Consider the following 19043-nt stretch of genomic DNA (forward strand, 5'->3'; position numbering starts at 1 on the left):
GGAGTTGCCCGTCGTGAGCCTTGCGCGCAAGACTCACCGCGGAATATCCGCTGGACGCAGTCTTGCGCAGCTTTACGGGCCTTGAGCCCCGCAAGTTGCGCAAGCAGCAGTCACAGGTGGCGCGGCACTCATAATGAGCGCAGCGCCGAATGCGCAGTACCTAACGAAGACGGTAAAAAGCATGAATCTTCACGAGTATCAGGGTAAGCAGCTGTTCGCTGAATACGGCCTGCCAGTTTCCAAGGGCTACGCAGTAGACACCCCGGAAGCAGCAGCAGAAGCTTGCGACAAGATCGGCGGCACCGAGTGGGTTGTCAAAGCCCAGGTCCACGCTGGTGGTCGCGGTAAAGCGGGCGGCGTTAAGCTGGTTCGCAGCAAAGAAGACGCCAAGGCCTTCGCACAGCAGTGGCTGGGCAAGCGTCTGGTGACCTACCAGACTGATGCCAATGGCCAGCCAGTCACCAAGATCCTGGTTGAATCGTGCACTGATATCGCTAAAGAGCTGTACCTGGGCGCTGTCGTTGACCGTTCGAGCCGTCGCATCGTGTTCATGGCTTCCACCGAAGGTGGCGTGGACATCGAGAAGATCGCTCACGAAACCCCAGAAAAAATTCTGAAAGCCACTATCGATCCACTGGTTGGCGCCCAGCCATTCCAGGGTCGCGAGCTGGCTTTCCAGTTGGGTCTGGAAGGCAAGCAAGTTGCCCAGTTCGCCAAGATCTTCGTAGGTCTGGCCAAACTGTTCCAGGATCACGATCTGGCCCTGCTGGAAGTGAACCCGCTGGTGATCAAGGCTGACGGTGATCTGCACTGCCTCGACGCCAAGATCAACATCGACGCCAACGCCATGTACCGTCAGCCTAAGCTGAAGACTTTCCACGATCCGTCGCAAGACGATCCGCGCGAAGCGCACGCTGCCAAGTTCGAACTGAACTACGTAGCCCTGGAAGGTAACATCGGTTGCATGGTCAACGGTGCTGGCCTGGCCATGGGTACCATGGACATCGTCAACCTGCATGGCGGCAAACCAGCCAACTTCCTCGACGTAGGCGGTGGTGCTACCAAAGAACGCGTAACCGAAGCCTTCAAGATCATCCTGTCCGACTCCAACGTCGCTGCAGTACTGGTCAACATCTTCGGCGGCATCGTTCGTTGCGACATGATTGCCGAAGGCATCATCGGTGCAGTGAAAGAAGTCGGCGTTAAAATCCCGGTTGTTGTTCGCCTTGAAGGCAACAACGCTGAACTGGGCGCTAAAGTACTGGCAGAAAGCGGTTTGAACATCATCGCGGCTACCAGCCTGACCGACGCTGCTCAACAAGTTGTCAAAGCTGCGGAGGGCAAATAATGAGCGTCCTGATCAATAAAGACACCAAAGTTATCTGCCAGGGTATTACCGGTTCGCAAGGTAGTTTCCACACCCAGCAAGCCATCGAATACGGCACCAAGATGGTTGGTGGCGTAACGCCGGGCAAAGGCGGCACCGAGCACCTGGGCCTGCCAGTGTTCAACACCGTGAAAGACGCTGTAGCTGCCACTGGCGCCACCGCCAGCGTGATCTACGTTCCAGCTCCTTTCTGCAAGGACTCGATCCTGGAAGCGGCATTCGGCGGCATCAAGCTGATCGTTTGCATCACCGAAGGCATTCCTACCCTGGACATGCTGGACGCTAAAGTTAAGTGCGACGAGCTGGGCGTAGTCCTGATCGGCCCTAACTGCCCAGGCGTGATCACTCCAGGCGAATGCAAGATCGGCATCATGCCAGGTCACATTCACTTGCCAGGTAAAGTCGGTATCGTTTCCCGTTCCGGCACCCTGACCTACGAAGCTGTGAAGCAGACCACTGACGCCGGTTTCGGTCAGTCGACTTGCGTCGGCATCGGCGGTGACCCGATCCCAGGCTCCAACTTCATCGACATCCTGAAGCTGTTCCAGGAAGACCCGAAGACCGAAGCGATCGTGATGATCGGTGAGATCGGCGGTTCGGCTGAAGAAGAAGCGGCTGCCTACATCAAGGCACACGTGACCAAGCCGGTTGTTTCCTACATCGCTGGTGTGACTGCCCCTGCGGGCAAGCGCATGGGCCATGCTGGCGCAATCATCTCTGGCGGCAAAGGCACTGCAGACGAGAAATTCGCTGCATTGCAAGACGCAGGCGTTAAAACCGTGCGTTCGCTGGCAGACATCGGCAAGGCCTTGGCTGAGCTGACCGGTTGGGCTGTCAAGTAAGCCTCGCGCTTAGCTGACGCTTTACCAGCAAAGGCCACCTTCGGGTGGCCTTTGTGCATTCTGAAGTTGGCGAAGATCAAAATGTGGGAGCGGGCTTGCTCGCGAAAGCGGTGTATCAGCCACTCGTGAGCTGACTGACACGCCGCTTTCGCGAGCAAGCCCGCTCCCACATCCGATCGCATTTCAAAATTTAGATATAAAAACGCGACATAAAAATGTCGCTTATCGGACAGTTCGCCCCCCAACAGTGCGTTTGACCCGCAAATTCGTTAGGCTAGCCGCCTCTTTATGCGTCCGCCTCCCAAAAGGAAGCCGCGCGCTAGACCGGTCGGTGCCCATAAGGGCCGGCAGCATTTCCCTCATCCATAGGGAATCCCTCTCTAAATTCCGATTCAGTAGTGTGGTATTTCCTCAAATGAAAGTGTTGAAAAGCCAGGACATCCTGGCGTTGGGCTTCATGACCTTCGCCCTGTTCGTGGGCGCCGGCAACATCATCTTCCCGCCTATCGTTGGTTTGCAGTCCGGGCCTCATGTCTGGATGGCGGCGCTGGGCTTCCTGATCACCGCGGTCGGCCTGCCGGTGGTCACCGTGATCGCCCTGGCCAAGGTCGGCGGCGGCATGGACGCGTTGAGCAGTCCGATCGGCAAGATCGCCGGTGGCCTGCTCGCGGCGGCGGCGTATCTGGCGGTAGGGCCGCTGTTCGCCACCCCGCGTACGGCGACCGTGTCGTTTGAAGTGGGCCTGGCGCCGCTGACCGGCGAAAGCCCGCTGGCGCTGTTCCTCTACAGTTCGGTGTATTTTCTGGTGGTGTTCTTTGTCTCCCTGTATCCAGGCCGACTGCTGGACACCGTGGGGCGCTTCCTGGCGCCGCTGAAGATCATCGCGCTGGCCATCCTCGGCATTGCCGCGTTTGCCCTGCCGGCCGGTGAGGTGGGTGTCGCCACCCCGGAATACGTTGCTGCACCGTTCTCCCAGGGCTTTATCAATGGTTACCTGACCATGGACACCCTGGGTGCGCTGGTGTTTGGCATTGTGATCGTCAACGCGATCCGTTCCCGTGGTGTCGAATCGCCCAAGCTGATCACCCGCTACGCGATCATTGCCGGGTTGATTGCCGGCGTAGGTTTGGCGCTGGTGTACATCAGTCTGTTCCGCCTCGGGGCGGGCAGTCATGAAGTCGCTGCCGGCGCTGCCAATGGCGCGGCTGTATTGCACGCTTATGTGCAACACACCTTCGGCTCCCTGGGCAGTGGTTTCCTGGCGGTGTTGATTTCGCTCGCGTGCCTGGTCACCGCGGTCGGCCTGACCTGTGCTTGCGCCGAGTACTTCAGCAAAATCCTGCCGCTGTCCTACAAGACTCTGGTAGTGATCCTGGCGCTGTTCTCGCTGTTCGTGTCGAACCTGGGCCTGACCAAGCTGATTGCGTTCTCGATCCCGGTACTCACCGCGATCTACCCGCCGTGCATCGTGCTGGTGGCCCTGAGCTTCTGCAAAGACTTCTGGCAGGAGCAGGGCCGTATCGTCGGGCCGGTGATGCTGGTGTCGTTCATCTTTGGCTGCATCGACGCGCTCAAGGGCGCAGGCCTGGCAGGCTGGATGCCTTCGCAGCTGGCGAACCTGCCGCTGAGCGAGCAAGGCCTGGCGTGGCTGGTGCCGTCGGTGATGACGCTGGGTGTGGCGATCGTCATTGATCGTATGCTGGGTAAGCGCAGCGAAGCCATCGCATAACAAGCGGGTTTCATGCAGTACGGAAATGCCTCGTATCAATCGATACGAGGCATTTTTTTTGAGCGGCGGGCCGTGTCTTTTTCTTTGCGCTAACGTCGAACAGACGCAAAAAGTTTTTCAATCTCCTTTCTGCAAGGACCCGCATGTCGTTCGTCGAAGCCAATCAGATCCACCTGCTTGCTGCCCTCTGGTTCGTCCTGTGTTGGGGCGGCTACACCCGTTATGCCACCTGGAAAGCCCGAGACACTGCTTGCCTGGCCAGCGTGCTGCATTTGTATCGCGAGGACTGGATGCGCCGCATGCTGCTGCGCGACAACCGGATTGCCGACGCCAGCGTGATCGGCAACCTGGAGCGTAATGCCTCATTCTTCGCCTCCAGCACCTTGATCATCCTCGCCGGCATTCTCACGGTGCTGGGGGCCTCCGAGCGGGCGGTGTCATTGCTGGCCGACATACCCATGGTGCAGCAGGCCTCCCAGGGCATGTCGGAGATCAAGCTGCTCTGCCTGGCGCTGGTCTTTGTCTATGCCTTCTTCACCTTCAGTTGGTGCATGCGCCAGTACAACTTTGCCGCGGTGCTGGTAGGGTCGGCGCCGATGATCGGTGAGCGGCATGTGTCGGAACAGGAGCGCAAGGCGTTTGCCCTGCGTGCGGCGCGAGTGATCTCCATGGCCGCCAACCAGTTCAACTTTGGCCTGCGTTCTTATTACTTCGGCATGACCATGCTGGCGTGGTTCGTCAGCCCCTGGTTGTTCATGTTGATGAGTGCCGGGGTGGTGTTCGTGTTGTATCGTCGGGAGTTTCATTCCGACGTCCTGCAAGTGATGGTGTATACGCAGACGGATACACCGATGCCGGAGGCTGCCAAAGAGGAGATTTAATGCGTGACGCGGTGGGTTAAAAACAGCAGACAAAGTAAAGCCCGCTATATAAGCGGGCTTTCTTTTTGCAGCGAAGCTATTTCATGCTGCGGTATCAGGAACCGGTAGCAGGAGTAGCAGGTGCTGCTTCTTTTGCGGCGGCGTCGTTCGATTCAGCCTGAGCTTTGGCAGCATCGGCGTTTTCTTTCGCTGCGTCGTTCACTTTATCCTGAGCTTTCGCCATGTCTTTTTGAGCTTGCTCAGAATGCGCTGCGGCATCTTGGGCTTTGTCTTCGGATTTCTTGTCGCAAGCAGCGAGACCGAGGGCAGCGGCCAACATCATGGAAATAGCTAAAGTCTTACGCATGGGGTGTTTCTCCTTAGTGAAGATATCTACTGGCCTTTCGAGCATGGGCGTTCAGCATTAGTTCCTTTTATTCCACAGATATATAAACAACGGTCTCAGAGGAACTTTCGCGCGTACCGTCTATTTCGCACATCAACACTAATAAGAGTCTGCAACGAATGACCGAAAATCCCTTGTTAGAGCGCGCGAAGCGCTTTGTCTCGGCCTTGCGCCATTGCCAGGTGCTGGGTATCACCACTCATCATGCCAGCGAGGAGGGCATCACGTTGGTCATGCCCTACGCCGCACAACTGGTGGGAGATCCCCTGACCGGCGTGATCCATGGTGGCGCGCTGACCTCTTTAATGGACACTGCCTGCGGCATGGCCACCCTGTGTGTCCTGCCGGAGTTCGAGGTGTGCCCGACCCTGGACCTGCGTGTCGACTATATGCATCCCGCCGAGCCACATAAGCCGGTATATGGTTTCGCCCAATGCTACCGGGTGACCACCGACGTGATCTTTACGCGTGGCTTTGCCTACCAGGACGACCCGCCACAACCCATCGCCCATGTGGTGGGCACCTTCATGCGCATGGGCAAGCGTCTCAAGGGCACCCACGGATTGGGCAGCGCCATCAAGGGAGAGCAGGCATGACACATCGATTCAAGACCCGCCTGGAACAGGCCCATCAGCGAGGCAACTACGAGGCCCTGCTGGACCTGATTCCCTACGCCAAACTGATCGGTATCGAATGCACCCGGCTGGGGGATGAATTGCTGTTTCGCCTGCCGGCCCACAAGGACAATATTGGTAACCCCATATTACCTGCGCTTCACGGCGGGGTGATTGCCGGCTTTATGGAGCTGGCAGCGGCGTTGCACCTGTTGGTGTTTACCGGAGCGCCGGGTATCCCGAAAATCATCGATTTCTCGCTCGATTACCTGCGCGCCGGCCAGTTTCGCGACACTTACGCCAAATGCCAGGTGTGGCGCCAGGGCCGACGGGTGGCGAATGTCGCGATCACCGCCTGGCAAAGCACCGCTGCCGAACCGATTGCCACCGCTCGCGCGCATTTCAAGATCGAGGAAGGAAGCCGCCCTTGAAATCCTGGTCTTAGCCCCCAACTTTGATGACAACCCGCCGCCAACCCTCAAGGGCGCGGCCACTGCCATCCAATTGGAGTTTGATGACCATGAGTGTGGAAACTCAAAAGGAAACCCTGGGCTTCCAGACCGAGGTGAAGCAACTGCTGCACCTCATGATCCATTCGCTGTATTCCAACAAGGAAATCTTCCTTCGCGAATTGATCTCGAACGCCTCTGACGCTGTCGACAAATTACGTTTCGAAGCCCTGTCCAAGCCTGAACTGCTGGAAGGTGGTGCGGAACTGAAAATCCGTGTGAGCTTCGACAAAGACGCCAATACCGTCACCCTCGAAGATAACGGTATCGGCATGAGCCGCGACGATGCGATCACCCACCTGGGGACCATCGCCAAATCCGGCACCGCCGACTTCATGAAAAACCTGTCGGGCGACCAGAAGAAAGATTCGCACCTGATCGGCCAGTTCGGTGTGGGCTTCTACTCGGCCTTCATCGTTGCCGACAAGGTTGAAGTGTTCAGCCGTCGTGCCGGCCTTGACGCCAGCGAAGGCGTGCATTGGGCTTCCAAAGGCGAGGGCGAATTTGAAATCGCCACCATCGACAAGGCTGACCGTGGTACTCGCATCGTCCTGCACCTCAAATCCGGTGAAGACGAATTCGCCGATGGCTGGCGCCTGCGCAATATCATCAAGAAGTACTCCGACCATATCGCCTTGCCGATCGAGCTGCCGAAAGAACAAGCCGCTGCCGAAGGTGAAGAGAAGCCTGCCGAGGAATGGGAAACCGTCAACCGCGCCAGTGCCCTGTGGACCCGTCCGCGTACCGAGATCAAGGACGAGGAATACCAGGAGTTCTACAAACACATCGGTCACGACTACGAAAACCCGCTGAGCTGGAGCCATAACAAGGTCGAGGGCAAGCTGGAATACAGTTCGCTGCTTTACGTGCCGGGCCGTGCGCCGTTCGACCTGTACCAGCGTGAAGCGCCGAAAGGCCTGAAGCTGTACGTGCAGCGCGTGTTCGTGATGGACCAGGCGGAGTCCTTCCTGCCGCTGTACCTGCGCTTTATCAAGGGCGTGGTCGACTCCAATGACCTGTCGCTGAACGTGTCGCGGGAAATCCTGCAAAAAGACCCGATCATCGACTCCATGAAGTCGGCGCTGACCAAGCGCGTACTCGACATGCTGGAAAAACTGGCGAAGAACGAGCCTGAGCAATACAAGGGCTTCTGGAAAAACTTCGGCCAGGTTATGAAGGAAGGCCCGGCAGAAGATTTCGCCAACAAGGAAAAAATCGCCGGCCTGCTGCGTTTCGCTTCCACCCTGGGTGACGATGGCGAACAGGTCGTTTCCCTGGCCGAGTACCTGGCACGTGCCAAGGAAGGCCAGGACAAGATTTACTACCTGACCGGCGAAACCTACGCACAGGTCAAGAACAGCCCGCACCTGGAAGTCTTCCGCAAGAAAGGCATCGAAGTGCTGCTGCTGACCGACCGTATCGATGAGTGGCTGATGAGCTACCTCAACGAGTTCGACGGCAAATCCTTTGTCGACGTAGCCCGTGGCGACCTGGACCTGGGTAACCTGGACTCCGAAGAAGAGAAGAAAGAAGCCGAAGAAGTCGCCAAGGCCAAAGAAGGCCTGGTTGAGCGGATCAAGGCGTCCCTGGGCGATGCCGTCAGCGAAGTGCGGGTTTCCCACCGTCTGACCGACTCCCCGGCGATCCTGGCCATTGGCGAGCAGGACCTGGGCATGCAGATGCGCCAGATCCTCGAAGCCAGCGGCCAGAAGGTCCCGGACTCCAAGCCGATCTTCGAATTCAACCCGGCTCACCCGCTGATCGAGAAACTCGACGGCGAGCAGAGCGAAGAGCGGTTTGGCGACCTGTCGCACATCCTCTTCGACCAGGCGGCCCTGGCCGCTGGCGACAGCCTCAAGGACCCGGCCGCCTACGTGCGCCGACTGAACAAGCTGTTGGTTGAACTGTCGATCTGACACCGTTGTAGAAAAACCCGCTTCGGCGGGTTTTTTCGTTTGTAGGAGCGAGCTTGCTCGCGAAAAACCTGTGGGCGGCGCTGGGTGTCAGGTTGCCCGCGTGATCGTTGAGGTTCTTCGCGAGCAAGCTCGCTCCTGCAGCCCATTTCCGTTCTAGTGATCTTCAACTGGAGTAAATGATGAGCCAAGTTACTGTGCGTTCCGTGGTCTATCAGATTGATGGCCAGTCTTATGAAAGCCGCCTGGCGTTCGATGCCAGCCAAAAGAACCCGCTGCCCGGCCTGCTGATGGCGCCGAACTGGATGGGTGTGAGTGCGGGTGCCGAAGAAATCGCCAAGAGCGTTGCCGCCAAGGGCTACGTGGTGCTGATCGCCGACCTCTACGGGCAAACCGTGCGCCCGTCGAATAGCGATGAAGCCGGTGCCGCAATGATGCCGTTGAAGAATGATCGCCCGTTGCTGAACAAGCGCATGCAGGCTGCCCTTGAGCAGCTGCAGGGCCAGACCGAAGCGGCAGTGGACACCTCGAAGCTGGCCACCTTTGGTTTCTGCTTCGGCGGTTGCTGCTCCCTGGAGCTGGCGCGTACCGGTGCGCCATTGAAGGCTGCCGTATCGTTCCACGGCACCCTCGACACGCCGAACCCGGCAGATGCGAAAAACATCAAGGGTTCAGTGCTGGTGCTGCACGGGGCTTCCGACCCGCTGGTGCCGAAAGAGCAACTGCCAGCGTTCGAAGCTGAAATGAACACGGCGGGCGTGGATTGGCAATTGCTGAGCTACGGCGGTGCGGTGCATTCCTTCACTGACCCGGATGCCAATGTGCCGGGCATGATGATGTACGACGCGAAGACCGCTGCGCGGGCTTTTCGGTCGATGCATAACTTGCTGGACGAAGTGTTCAAGGGCTAAATCTTCAGCGCCTGTTCCGGTTTCATCGGGGGCAAGCCCCTCCCACATTTTGACCGTGTGAATCCAATCAAGTGTGTGAGGGGGCTTGCCCCCGATAGCTATCTCACAGGCAACTCAATTCTTTCAGTTTCACCCGGCACCGTCGGCCAATCCCCATCGGCCCAGCGCTGCCTGGCCTGCTCGATCTTCAACGGATCGCTAGCGACAAAATTCCAGTTGATCCGCCGCGGCCCATCCAGTGGTGCCCCACCAAACACCACCACGTGGCAATCGCTGTCGGCGAACAGAGTCATCTCCTGTCCAGCCGGCAATACCACCAGGCTGTGCACCTCAAGCCGCTCACCCTCCAGCTGTGCTTCACCCTCCAGCACATACACCGCGCGTTCCTCGTGCTCGTCAGGAATCAGCAGGGTCGTGGCCGTTTGCATGTGCACATCTGCGTACAACGTAGGCGACAGCACCGGCACCGGTGATTTGAGGCAGAAGCCACTGCCGGCGATCAGGCGAATCCGCACGCCCAGGTTGTCACTCACCGGCAGGCTCGCCGCAGGGTGATGGCTGTAATGCCCCGGCCCCTCTTCGTGGTCCTTGGGCGATGCCAGCCACACTTGCAGGCCATGCAGGGTGAAACCATTGGCCTTCAGTGCCTCGGGTGTGCGCTCGACATGGGCAATCGCGCTGCCGGCAGTCATCCAACTGACGTCCCCGGCCTCTACCACTTGGTCGGAACCCAGGCTGTCCTTGTGCTGCAGTACGCCTTCAAACAAGTAGGTGAGGGTGGACAGGCCAATATGCGGGTGCTGGCGGATATTCATGCCGCTCCCCGGTGCATAACGGGTGGGCAGCATATGATCGAAGAACACGAACGGCCCGACGCTGCGGCATTCGCGCGAAGGCAGCGGGCGCAGGATGGGTTGGCCTTCGACATCTTCAGGGCGTGGGCGGATCACGGTGAGGGTGTTCATGGTGCGTCCCAGTCTGAGCGGGTTAGATGGCGCTGAGCATAACCCGCCCGACGAGATGTTGCCGCTATTGGCTGAACGCGCCTTCAGAGAGGCGGGTTTCAATGGTGACCTCGGCGGTGGTCATCAGCTTGTGTACCGGGCAGCGATCGGCCACACGGTGCAACTCGTCGCGCTGTTCGTCGGTGAGTACGCCCTTGAGCGTCAGCTTGACGTTGAGCTTGTATTTGCCCTTTTGCTCTTCGGTGGCGTCGTGGGTGACTTCCACGGTGACACCGGTCAGCGGGATGTCTTTTTTCTGGGCATAGAGCTTGACGGTCAGCGCCTTGCATGATGCAAGCGCGGCGTCGAAATAATCATGGGGAGAGGGCGCCGAGTCGTCACCACCCAGGCTCTTGGGCAGGTCGGTAAACAGCTCGTGGTTATTGATATTGACGCTGTGGCGGAAATTGTCTGCGTTCAGCGTATTGACGGTAACAGGCATGGCAAACCTCACGGGATGGCAGAATGAAGGTCATGCAGTTATAGAGCATGCTGGCACTGGGGTGTTCCACATTTTTTGCTGGCTGAACCCCGGTATGGCGCGCAAGGTCTACCGGTATTCGCCCTTATCGAGGTTGTACCGTGCCCTGGACCCGCCTGAGTTTTGCCCTGTTGCTCGCCGCCAGCAGCCTTGTCGCACAGGCTCGCGACTATGCTTACAGCGATGCGCACCTGCATTACGTGGATTTCTTCCAGGAAACGGCGGGGATGGACAAGTTGCTCAAGGCGATGGCAGAAAATCGCATCGAGCATGTCATGATTTCCGGCATTCCCGTCGCAAAGAAATGGCACGAAGACGAACCCAAGCGCCCACGCTACTACGCCGGTGATGACGCGGATGCCTATTGGTACAGTGCCACTGACGTGATTGTTGCCGCAGCGGTAAATAAACTGACACCTGAACAGCGCCAACACTTTCATCCGTTTCTGTCCGGCTTCAACCCCAACGACAAGAACTCGGATGCCCATATCCAGCGCATGCTCGACCTCAACCCGGGGCTGTGGCAGGGCATCGGTGAAGTGTTTACCCGTCACGACGACCTTACCGCCCTCACATCGGGCGATACCCCGCGCGCCAATAACGAAGCCATGACACGCATCTATCATCTGGCGGCGGAAAACGACTTGCCGGTGATGCTGCACTCCAACATCACCTCCAAGCGCGAGCGTAACCCGCTGTATTTGGCCGAAATCGAAGAGCCGCTGCGCAACCATCCGCACACCCGCGTTATCTGGGCCCACGCGGGCACCAGCAAGGAAATTCACCGCCACCAGGTGCAGATGGACTTTTTGCTGCCCACCTTGAGCCGCATGCTCGAGGCTTACCCCAACCTGTATATCGACCTGTCGTGGAGCATGCTCACGCCGTACTTACTGGATGGTGCGGGCAAGCCTCGGCCGGAGTGGGTAGCGCTGGTGGAACGCTTCCCGGAGCGCTTTATGCTGGGTTCGGACGTCGTCGGGCGTTTCAACAAGCTGGGTAAGGAAATGCACCGCTTTGATGTGTTCCTTGATGCATTGCCTGAAGACGTTGCCCATAAAGTGGCGAGGGACAACTTCCTGGCCATCCTGCCTAAACCTCGTCGCGATGAGGGTGCGCGTTGATATTTCGTTTTCGTCTTACGCCAATGCGGCGGAGCGCTGATAACTTCCAGGAGACCGGCTGCAAGGGGAGGGGCATCCAGTCGCCCATAAAAAAGCCCCGAACCAGTCGGGGCTTTTTCATCTACTCAACCTGCGGGGCTTACTTACCCTGCCAGCGTTTCAGCACCAGGGTGGCGTTAGTGCCACCGAAGCCGAAGCTGTTGCTCATCACGGTGTCGACTTTTACGTTTTCAACCGTCTTGGTCAGGATCGGCATATCGGCGACGACCGGGTCGATCTCGTCGATGTTGGCCGAGCCGGCCATGAAGTTGCCTTCCATCATCAGCAGGCAGTAGATCGCTTCGTGAACGCCGGCGGCGCCCAGGGAGTGACCGGAAAGGCTCTTGGTGGAGCTGATTTTCGGAGCCTTGTCGCCGAATACCGCACGCACGCCTTCCATTTCCTTGGCGTCGCCGACCGGAGTCGAAGTGCCGTGGGTGTTCAGGTAGTCGATCGGGGTATCCACGGTGGACATGGCCATCTGCATGCAGCGGATGGCGCCTTCACCGCTTGGCGCAACCATGTCGTAGCCATCGGAAGTAGCGCCGTAGCCGACGATTTCCGCGTAGATCTTGGCACCACGGGCCAGGGCGTGTTCCAGCTCCTCGACCACCACCATGCCGCCACCGCCGGCGATGACGAAACCGTCACGCTTGGCGTCGTAGGCGCGGGAGGCCTTTTCCGGGGTTTCGTTGTACTGGGTGGACAGGGCACCCATGGCGTCGAACAGGAACGACTGGCTCCAATGTTCTTCTTCACCGCCGCCGGCGAACACGATGTCCTGCTTGCCCAGTTGGATCTGCTCAACGGCGGTGCCGATGCAGTGTGCACTGGTGGCGCATGCGGAGGAGATCGAGTAGTTCACGCCCTTGATCTGGAACGGCGTGGCCAGGCAGGCCGAAACGGTGCTGCCCATGGTCCGCGTGACACGGTACGGGCCAACGCGCTTCACGCCTTTTTCGCGCAGGATGTCCAGCGCTTCCATCTGGTTGAGGGTCGATGCGCCGCCGGAGCCGGCGATCAGGCCGGTGCGTACGTTCGATACCTGGTCTTCGCTCAGGCCGGAGTCGGCGATGGCGTCTTTCATGGCCAGGTAGGCGTAGGCGGCAGCGTGGCCCACGAAGCGATAGATCTTGCGATCGATCAGTTCTTCGAGGGGCAGGTCGATGGAGCCGGAAACCTGGCTACGCAGACCCATTTCGGCATATTCCGGGTTGAAGCGGATGCCAGGGCGACTTGCACGCAGGTTAGCGGTGACGGTCTCTTTGTCATTGCCCAGGCAAGAAACGATGCCCAGACCAGTGATAACGACGCGGCGCATGCGGATAACCCTTAAAAGTTGTCAGTGGAAGTAAATACGCCGACCCGAAGGCCTTCGGCAGTATAGATCTCGCGACCGTCGACAGTCACCGAACCGTCGGCGATGGCCAGGTTCAGCTTGCCCTTGAGGACGCGCTTGATTTGAATGTTGTAGGTGACTTTCTTGGCGGTCGGCAGGACCTGGCCAAAGAACTTCACTTCGCCCGAACCCAGGGCGCGGCCACGGCCTGGCAGGCCTTGCCAACCCAGGTAGAAGCCGACCAGTTGCCACATGGCGTCGAGGCCCAGGCAGCCCGGCATGACAGGGTCACCTTCGAAGTGACAGGCGAAGAACCACAGGTCCGGGGTGATATCCAGCTCGGCGACCAATTCACCTTTGCCGTACTTGCCACCCTCTTCGCTGATATGGGTGATGCGATCCACCATCAGCATGTTCGGGGCGGGCAGTTGCGCGTTACCTGGGCCGAACAGCTCACCGCGACTGCAGCGCAGCAGGTCTTCCCGAGTAAAGGCGTTTTGTTTGGTCATGCGAGCTCCTCAATAATCCCATGCGGCAGGGTAGGGCAAATCTTCCCGAACCGAATGAAGCGTTCATGCCTCATGTCGGCAGCCTACACATAGACTATTGCGTTGTAGTGAAAGTCACAGCGGCAAGGCACTGAATGTACACTTGTTCACTGAAATTTTAAACCGAGCCTGTTTAGGGGCCCGTTCGGGTGCCTAAGACTGCCGCACTTTCGTCTTTCACGCCAGTCGCAGTTGGCTGATGGCGCGTCGCTATTGCACCCAGCGCTGCAGGATTTGCTGCAAATCCGTGCGTTTGAACGGCTTTGCCAGGTAATCGTTCATTCCGGCCGCAAGGCACGCTTCCCGGTCGCCCTGCAAGGCGTTGGCCGTCAGGGCGATGATCGGCAGATCGGCGCAGCCGGGCAGTTGGCGAATCTGCCGGGTGGCTTCATAACCGTCGATCAAGGGCAAGCGACAATCCATCAGGATCGCGGTGAAAATCAGGCTCTCGGCACTGCGGATCGCCTCGGCGCCATCGGTGGCCAGGCTGACTTCAAAGCCCAGGCTGCGCAGCATGGCTTCGACCACGGTGCGGTTGACTGGGTTGTCCTCCACCAGCAACACATGGCGACCCTCGCCTGCGCTGTGCTTGCCCTCGGCATCCAGGGCGATCGACGGCTGGCTGTGCTGGTCGATGGCCAGGGGGATCTCCAGGGTAAACACCGAGCCACGGCCTTCCTCGCTCTGCGCGCGCAGGGTGCCACCCATGCGTTCGGCGAGGGTGCGGGCGATGGGCAACCCGAGACCGGTACCGCCGTAACGTCTTGAAATGGAACTGTCGGCCTGCTGGAACGCATCGAACATCAATTCCAGGCGCTCGGCGGAAATCCCGATGCCGCTGTCACGCACGGTGCAGGTAAACCACACCAACTCATGGTCGAGCACCTGCCAGTGGGGCTCGACGCTGACGGTGCCGTGTTCGGTAAACTTCAAGGCATTGCCGATCAGGTTTACCAGGATCTGGCGGATCCGTGTCGGATCGCCCTGTACCCGCAGTGTGTCCATGCCGGGCGGGATCGGCAGCTTGAGCGCCAGCCCGCGTTGCTGGGCGCTGTGCTGGAAGGCCTGGGCGCAACTGTTGATCAGGTCGGCCAGGTTGAAGGGGATATGTTCCAGCTCCAGGGCCGCGCGTTCAATGCGCGAGAAGTCGAGAATATCGTTGATCACCTTGAGCAAATGCTCGGTGGATTCGGAGGCCAGCGCCGCGTATTCGGTCTGTTCCTCGGTCATTTCGGTGGTTTCCAGCAGTTGCAGCATGCCCAGTACGCCGTTCATCGGCGTACGCAGTTCGTGGCTCATCATGGCCAGGAAGTCTGACTTGGCGTTGTTGGCCCGTTCGGCCTCTTCGCGGGTCTGGATCAACTGGGCCATGGCCTGCTGTTGTTCGCGGCTGGCCTGGTTGAGGCCTTCGGCGAGGTTGTTGATATGCCGCGACAGGTCGCCCAGCTCCGAGTCATCCACAATCGGCAACTGCGTCTTGTAGTCGCCCTGCTGGATGGCCTTGACCGCATTGCCCATGGCGCTGATCGGTTGCGACAGGCTCGCCGCCAGGCGCCGGGCGAGCAGGAAAGTAAACAGCAGGGCGAACAGCGCGAGAATACCGGCCTTGAACAGGATCTCCTGCTGGCGCTGGCTGAAGGCGTCATTGGACATGCCGACGATCACCCGGCCCAGGTAGTCCGCGCGGGGGGCCTTGGGTTCGTTGAGGTTGTCCTGGAAAAAGTCGTTGCCCAGCTGGATATGCTGCAGGCGGATCGGCGCCTGGAACACTTTTACCGACAGCGCGCGGTCGTGCTTCTCCGAGGGTTGCTCGACGTACACCAGGATATTTTCGCTGCTGTCCTGAATCTCCAGGAAGCGCACATGGGGCGTGGCCAGCGTGGCGCGCAGCAGGCTGTCGAGCACATCGTTGTTGCCCGAGATCACCCCATATTCGGTGGCCGGTGCCAGTTGGTTGGCGATCAATTGGCCGGTGTGGTCCAGTTCCTGGCGCAGGTCCTGGATACGCACGAAGGTGAAGAAACTGATCAACAGCAACGTCAGCAACAGCGCCGGGCCCAGGGTGATGAGCTGGGTGCGGGTATTGATGTCCCAACGACGACGCAAGGTCATGGGCGTTTTTCTCCTTCGGCCATTCGGGCGGCGACGTTGGTTTCGTCCACCTGTTCGATGCCCAGTGAGCGTGCGACCTGCGCGTTGCCCACGACTTTGAAGTGTTCGGGGTACAGCGCGCGCGGCCAACCGGCCGGCGACTGGTCCAGCAAACGATCGAGTACCGCCAGCCAATCGTCCTGGTCGCTGTAGGTGCTGGCGAGGCTGCCGGCGCGCACAAACCCTGCATTGGGCCCGAACAGCGGCAATTGCTGGGCATAGCTGCTCAGCAGCAGGTTCTTCGCGGTCTTCGGGTTGTACAGCTGCGGGTCATCGAGGCCGAGCAGCACGTCGCTGTTCCTGAACAGGGTTTGCAGCGGACGACTGTCGTTAGTGTTGTCCCAGCGCTGCGGCACGATCTCCAATTCCAGGGCCGCTGCATGCTGGCGCAGTTCGGGCAGCAGGAATTCACTGTCGACACCGTAGAGCACGCCGATGCGCCGTGCCTGGGGCATGACGCTGGTGATCAGGCGCAACTGCCGCTCCAGCGGTGGGTCGCTCCACAACAGGCTGACCCGCGCGTGCCGTGAGGCCTCCGGGCGCTGATGGGCTTGTAGCCGGCTGATGCGCAGTACCAGCGTCGGCGGCCCTTGGGTATCCCGCAGGCGCCAATCGAGGCCGGGCAGGTCGAGCAGGATCAGACGCGTGCCGGCGGGCAGGTGGCTTGGTGCTGGCAAGTCGGCGAGGGAGGTGAAGGTGACGCGGTCTTCGGGGCGTTGCTGGGCCAGCGCCTGGGTAAAGGCCTGCACCCCAGCACCGTCTTCGGCGGCGGTCAGCAGGATCTCGGCGCTCCACGCCGGTGCGCACAGCCACAGGCCGGCCAGCAGCACGGCAAGTCGCCGCAGCTTATAGATAAGGAAGAAGGTCATCCGTGACGAGTCGCTCATGTCAGAACTCTAACTCCGCGCTGAAGTAGAGTACGTGACGATGGTCGTAAGTGTTGTCGGCCCAGGTAGTGGGCTGGTTATCGAGGCGTTGTTGCAACATGCCGGCCAGCTCCACGTTGGCTTTGCCCAGGGCAATACGCTTGGCCACCCGCAGGTCGACCCGTTCGAAACGATATTGGTTGAGTGCGTCGTCGGCATAGTAGAACAGCGCGCTGGACCAACCTTGGCCCCATTCGCGCAACCAGCCGGCCGAGCCACTGTTACGCGCGGTCTGTGCTTTGTCCAGTGGGTTGCTGGTGGTGGCGTCGACATAAGCGTAAGTCAGCCGCAGGCGGTCGGCGCTGCTCACGCGCCAGTCGAACTGGGACTCGGCGCCGGTGAACCGCGAGCTGTTGGCGTTGCTGGCAATGTACTGGTTATTGCGCAGCGGCGAGCTGATCATGTCGGTGATTTCGTCGTAGAACAGCTTCACGTCCATGTTCAGCCCGATGTCGGCAAAGAAGCCGTTGTAGCCCAGTTCCCGCGAGCGCATCAGTTCTTTGTCGAGGTTGCCCGGGCCCCGCGTCTTCACGAAGTACTGTCCGGAACTCTGCCCATAGGCCGGTGAGCTGAGGTTGGTAACGCGGTAGCTCCAGTTGACATTGTTCTCGAACATGTCCGGCGAACGGATGGCTTCCGAGTACACCGCGCGCAAGCCGTGGCGCGGGTTGATCAAATAGTTGACTGCCACCCTTGGCGTCAGCGAAGGGCCGCTCAGGTGCGTGTCTTCGAACATGGCGCCGCCTTGCAGCAGCCAATGCTCACTGGCGCGCCATTCCAACTGGCCGAACAGGCGCCAGGTGGTGTCGTCCAAGGTGCCGTTGAAGTAGGTGTCGGAGTCGGCGCGGTCGTAGCGGTAGTTCATGCCGCTGACCAGGCGCAGGCTGTCGGACAGGCTGAGGGTGTCTTGAATTTCCACGTCGTAGCGGCTTTCGCGGGTGCTCTGGTCGATGTCGCCGCATACGCTCTGGTTGGCGCCGTTGCGCCACTGGTCCAGTACCTGGTTGGCCAAGGCTTGTTCGGCAGCACTGCCCGGTGGCGCGGAGCCCTGGCTGTAGGTGTCCATATGCCGGGCCAGCCGTTCGGCGTAGTTGGGGTTGAGCTGCCACAACTGGGTCAGCTCGGGGCTGAACGAGACCTTGGCGTCACAGGCTTTCCAGATTTGCCGGCGGTCCCATTGCTGGGCCGAGCCTTGGATATACAGGCTGTGCTCTGGGTTGAAATCAAAGTTCCAGCGCAGGGAACCGGCGTAGTCCTTGGCCGTGACGTCGGAACTGTCGCCGCCTTCGGTAATCCCGGCGAATACCGGGGCGTAGGTGTAAGGGCGCTGGTTGGTGCCTTCCTTGGCATTCAGTTGCCAGTCGATACTCTGTTGCGCGTTCAAGGTCTGGCTCACTGCCAGGCTGAAGCGGTTGAGGCGACGGCTGTCTCGGCGGTCGGCGCCAACGGCATCGCTGTCAAAGCCATCGTCCTGTTGCCCTGACAGCGACAGGCGCAGATCGCCGGTTTCCCAGCCCACGCCCTGGCTGGCATAAAAGTCATTGATACCGCGCTCACCGCGAATCACCTTCACCCGTGAGCCATGGCTGTTGGCCGGTGAGCGCGTGAGGATATTGACCACCGCCATCAAGGCATTCGCCCCGTAGCTGACGGTGTTGGGGCCGCGGAAGACCTCGATGCGTTCGATGTCTTCCATCGCCACCGGAATGTCGCTCCAGTCCACCGTGGCCAGGCCGGCGCGGTACACCGAACGCCCGTCGATCAACACCTGCATGCGTCGCGCGTCGCTGGCGCTGGTGCCGTGGTAGTTCACCGCCGCCTGGTTGCCGGTGGTGTAACCGACCATCATCCCCGGCACCAGGCGCAGCAGCTCGCTGATGTCCCTTGCGCCGCTGGCCTTGATCAACTCGCTGTCGATCACGGTCATGCTGCCCGGCACGGCGGCGGCCGATTGCTTGAGGCGCGTGGCGGTCAATACCTGCGGGAGCGGCTGGCTGTCGAGGAAGAGGTCGTCAGCCAGCACAGGTGCACTGCACAACAGCATAAGCAGTAGAGATGAACGGGAAGGAGGGCCCAAATACACGACATGGCCTTGATAGTGACGGATAGCCGCCCATGTTAACTGAGGTGAGGCTATTTGCCAGTCGTCGCCCTTGCAATTCCGTCGCACGGGCATGGCATTTCCCGATAGCCGCACGATTTGATACGGGGGCTGGCCGCAAGCGGGTCGCCCCGTATAATGCCGCCATCGCCACTGGTA

17 protein-coding genes are annotated in these 19043 nt (G+C 59.7%); 9 read left to right on the forward strand and 8 right to left on the reverse strand.

Going from position 1 to position 19043, the window contains the following annotated elements; translation table 11 throughout:
- The first annotated feature begins 181 nt into the window (after window positions 1–181).
- The 4 genes from sucC (at window position 182) to ACHPFG_RS10115 (ending at window position 4839) form a co-directional block, all read left to right on the forward strand.
- Entirely contained in the window at window positions 182–1348 is a 1167-nt protein-coding gene (gene sucC, locus ACHPFG_RS10100) for an ADP-forming succinate--CoA ligase subunit beta (protein WP_003233235.1), read from the forward strand.
- Window positions 1348–2229, forward strand: coding sequence for a succinate--CoA ligase subunit alpha (sucD, locus tag ACHPFG_RS10105; RefSeq protein ID WP_003172813.1), 882 nt, complete (start codon window positions 1348–1350; stop codon window positions 2227–2229). Before sucC ends, sucD begins: the two co-directional genes overlap by 1 nt.
- A 415-nt stretch (window positions 2230–2644) precedes the next feature.
- Window positions 2645–3958 (forward strand): branched-chain amino acid transport system II carrier protein, encoded by a 1314-nt coding sequence (gene brnQ / locus ACHPFG_RS10110; RefSeq protein WP_431702273.1) that lies wholly within the window; start codon window positions 2645–2647, stop codon window positions 3956–3958.
- Window positions 3959–4101: 143 nt separating this feature from the next.
- Window positions 4102–4839 (forward strand): DUF599 domain-containing protein, encoded by a 738-nt coding sequence (locus ACHPFG_RS10115; RefSeq protein ID WP_145338015.1) that lies wholly within the window; start codon window positions 4102–4104, stop codon window positions 4837–4839.
- A gap of 94 nt (window positions 4840–4933) precedes the next feature.
- Here the strand turns inward: ACHPFG_RS10115 and ACHPFG_RS10120 are convergent, their stop codons facing one another.
- Complete coding sequence (locus tag ACHPFG_RS10120; protein ID WP_090407089.1) at window positions 4934–5185, reverse strand: hypothetical protein; 252 nt, start codon at window positions 5183–5185, stop codon at window positions 4934–4936.
- 158 nt (window positions 5186–5343) lie between these two features.
- Here ACHPFG_RS10120 and ACHPFG_RS10125 point away from each other — a divergent pair, with 158 nt between their 5' ends.
- The 4 genes from ACHPFG_RS10125 (at window position 5344) to ACHPFG_RS10140 (ending at window position 9171) form a co-directional block, all read left to right on the forward strand.
- On the forward strand, window positions 5344–5820 hold the full coding sequence (locus ACHPFG_RS10125) for a PaaI family thioesterase (protein WP_431702274.1): 477 nt from the start codon (window positions 5344–5346) through the stop codon (window positions 5818–5820).
- Complete coding sequence (locus ACHPFG_RS10130) at window positions 5817–6269, forward strand: PaaI family thioesterase (RefSeq protein WP_090407082.1); 453 nt, start codon at window positions 5817–5819, stop codon at window positions 6267–6269. The genes ACHPFG_RS10125 and ACHPFG_RS10130 overlap by 4 nt, the downstream gene beginning before the upstream one ends.
- An 89-nt stretch (window positions 6270–6358) precedes the next feature.
- Entirely contained in the window at window positions 6359–8263 is a 1905-nt protein-coding gene (htpG, locus tag ACHPFG_RS10135; protein WP_431702275.1) for a molecular chaperone HtpG, read from the forward strand.
- A gap of 179 nt (window positions 8264–8442) precedes the next feature.
- The gene (locus tag ACHPFG_RS10140) at window positions 8443–9171 is read left to right on the forward strand and encodes a dienelactone hydrolase family protein (RefSeq protein ID WP_431702276.1); all 729 of its coding nucleotides are present in this window, start codon (window positions 8443–8445) and stop codon (window positions 9169–9171) included.
- A 98-nt stretch (window positions 9172–9269) separates the two neighbouring features.
- On the opposite strand, the gene ACHPFG_RS10145 is transcribed toward ACHPFG_RS10140, so the two are convergent.
- Window positions 9270–10136 (reverse strand): pirin family protein, encoded by an 867-nt coding sequence (locus ACHPFG_RS10145; protein WP_431702277.1) that lies wholly within the window; start codon window positions 10134–10136, stop codon window positions 9270–9272.
- 64 nt (window positions 10137–10200) lie between these two features.
- Window positions 10201–10617: an OsmC family protein gene (locus ACHPFG_RS10150; RefSeq protein ID WP_092490338.1), complete on the reverse strand. Its 417-nt coding sequence runs from the start codon at window positions 10615–10617 to the stop codon at window positions 10201–10203.
- A gap of 140 nt (window positions 10618–10757) precedes the next feature.
- Here ACHPFG_RS10150 and ACHPFG_RS10155 point away from each other — a divergent pair, with 140 nt between their 5' ends.
- Entirely contained in the window at window positions 10758–11780 is a 1023-nt protein-coding gene (locus ACHPFG_RS10155; RefSeq protein ID WP_431702278.1) for an amidohydrolase family protein, read from the forward strand.
- A 139-nt stretch (window positions 11781–11919) separates the two neighbouring features.
- On the opposite strand, the gene fabB is transcribed toward ACHPFG_RS10155, so the two are convergent.
- The 5 genes from fabB to ACHPFG_RS10180 all read right to left on the reverse strand — a co-directional run bounded on the left by fabB (window position 11920) and on the right by ACHPFG_RS10180 (window position 18866).
- Entirely contained in the window at window positions 11920–13140 is a 1221-nt protein-coding gene (gene fabB, locus ACHPFG_RS10160) for a beta-ketoacyl-ACP synthase I (RefSeq protein ID WP_074844724.1), read from the reverse strand.
- 11 nt (window positions 13141–13151) lie between these two features.
- Window positions 13152–13667, reverse strand: coding sequence for a 3-hydroxyacyl-[acyl-carrier-protein] dehydratase FabA (fabA, locus tag ACHPFG_RS10165; RefSeq protein WP_003210552.1), 516 nt, complete (start codon window positions 13665–13667; stop codon window positions 13152–13154).
- 249 nt (window positions 13668–13916) lie between these two features.
- Entirely contained in the window at window positions 13917–15818 is a 1902-nt protein-coding gene (locus ACHPFG_RS10170) for an ATP-binding protein (protein WP_431702279.1), read from the reverse strand.
- A complete protein-coding gene (locus ACHPFG_RS10175; protein ID WP_431702280.1) occupies window positions 15815–16744 on the reverse strand; it encodes an ABC transporter substrate-binding protein in 930 nt (309 codons plus the stop codon). Before ACHPFG_RS10175 ends, ACHPFG_RS10170 begins: the two co-directional genes overlap by 4 nt.
- Before the next feature lies 1 nt (window position 16745).
- The gene (locus ACHPFG_RS10180) at window positions 16746–18866 is read right to left on the reverse strand and encodes a TonB-dependent receptor plug domain-containing protein (RefSeq protein WP_431702281.1); all 2121 of its coding nucleotides are present in this window, start codon (window positions 18864–18866) and stop codon (window positions 16746–16748) included.
- Window positions 18867–19043 lie beyond the last annotated feature (177 nt).

Source organism: Pseudomonas sp. BR20, assembly GCF_050780135.1.
GTDB lineage: Bacteria > Pseudomonadota > Gammaproteobacteria > Pseudomonadales > Pseudomonadaceae > Aquipseudomonas.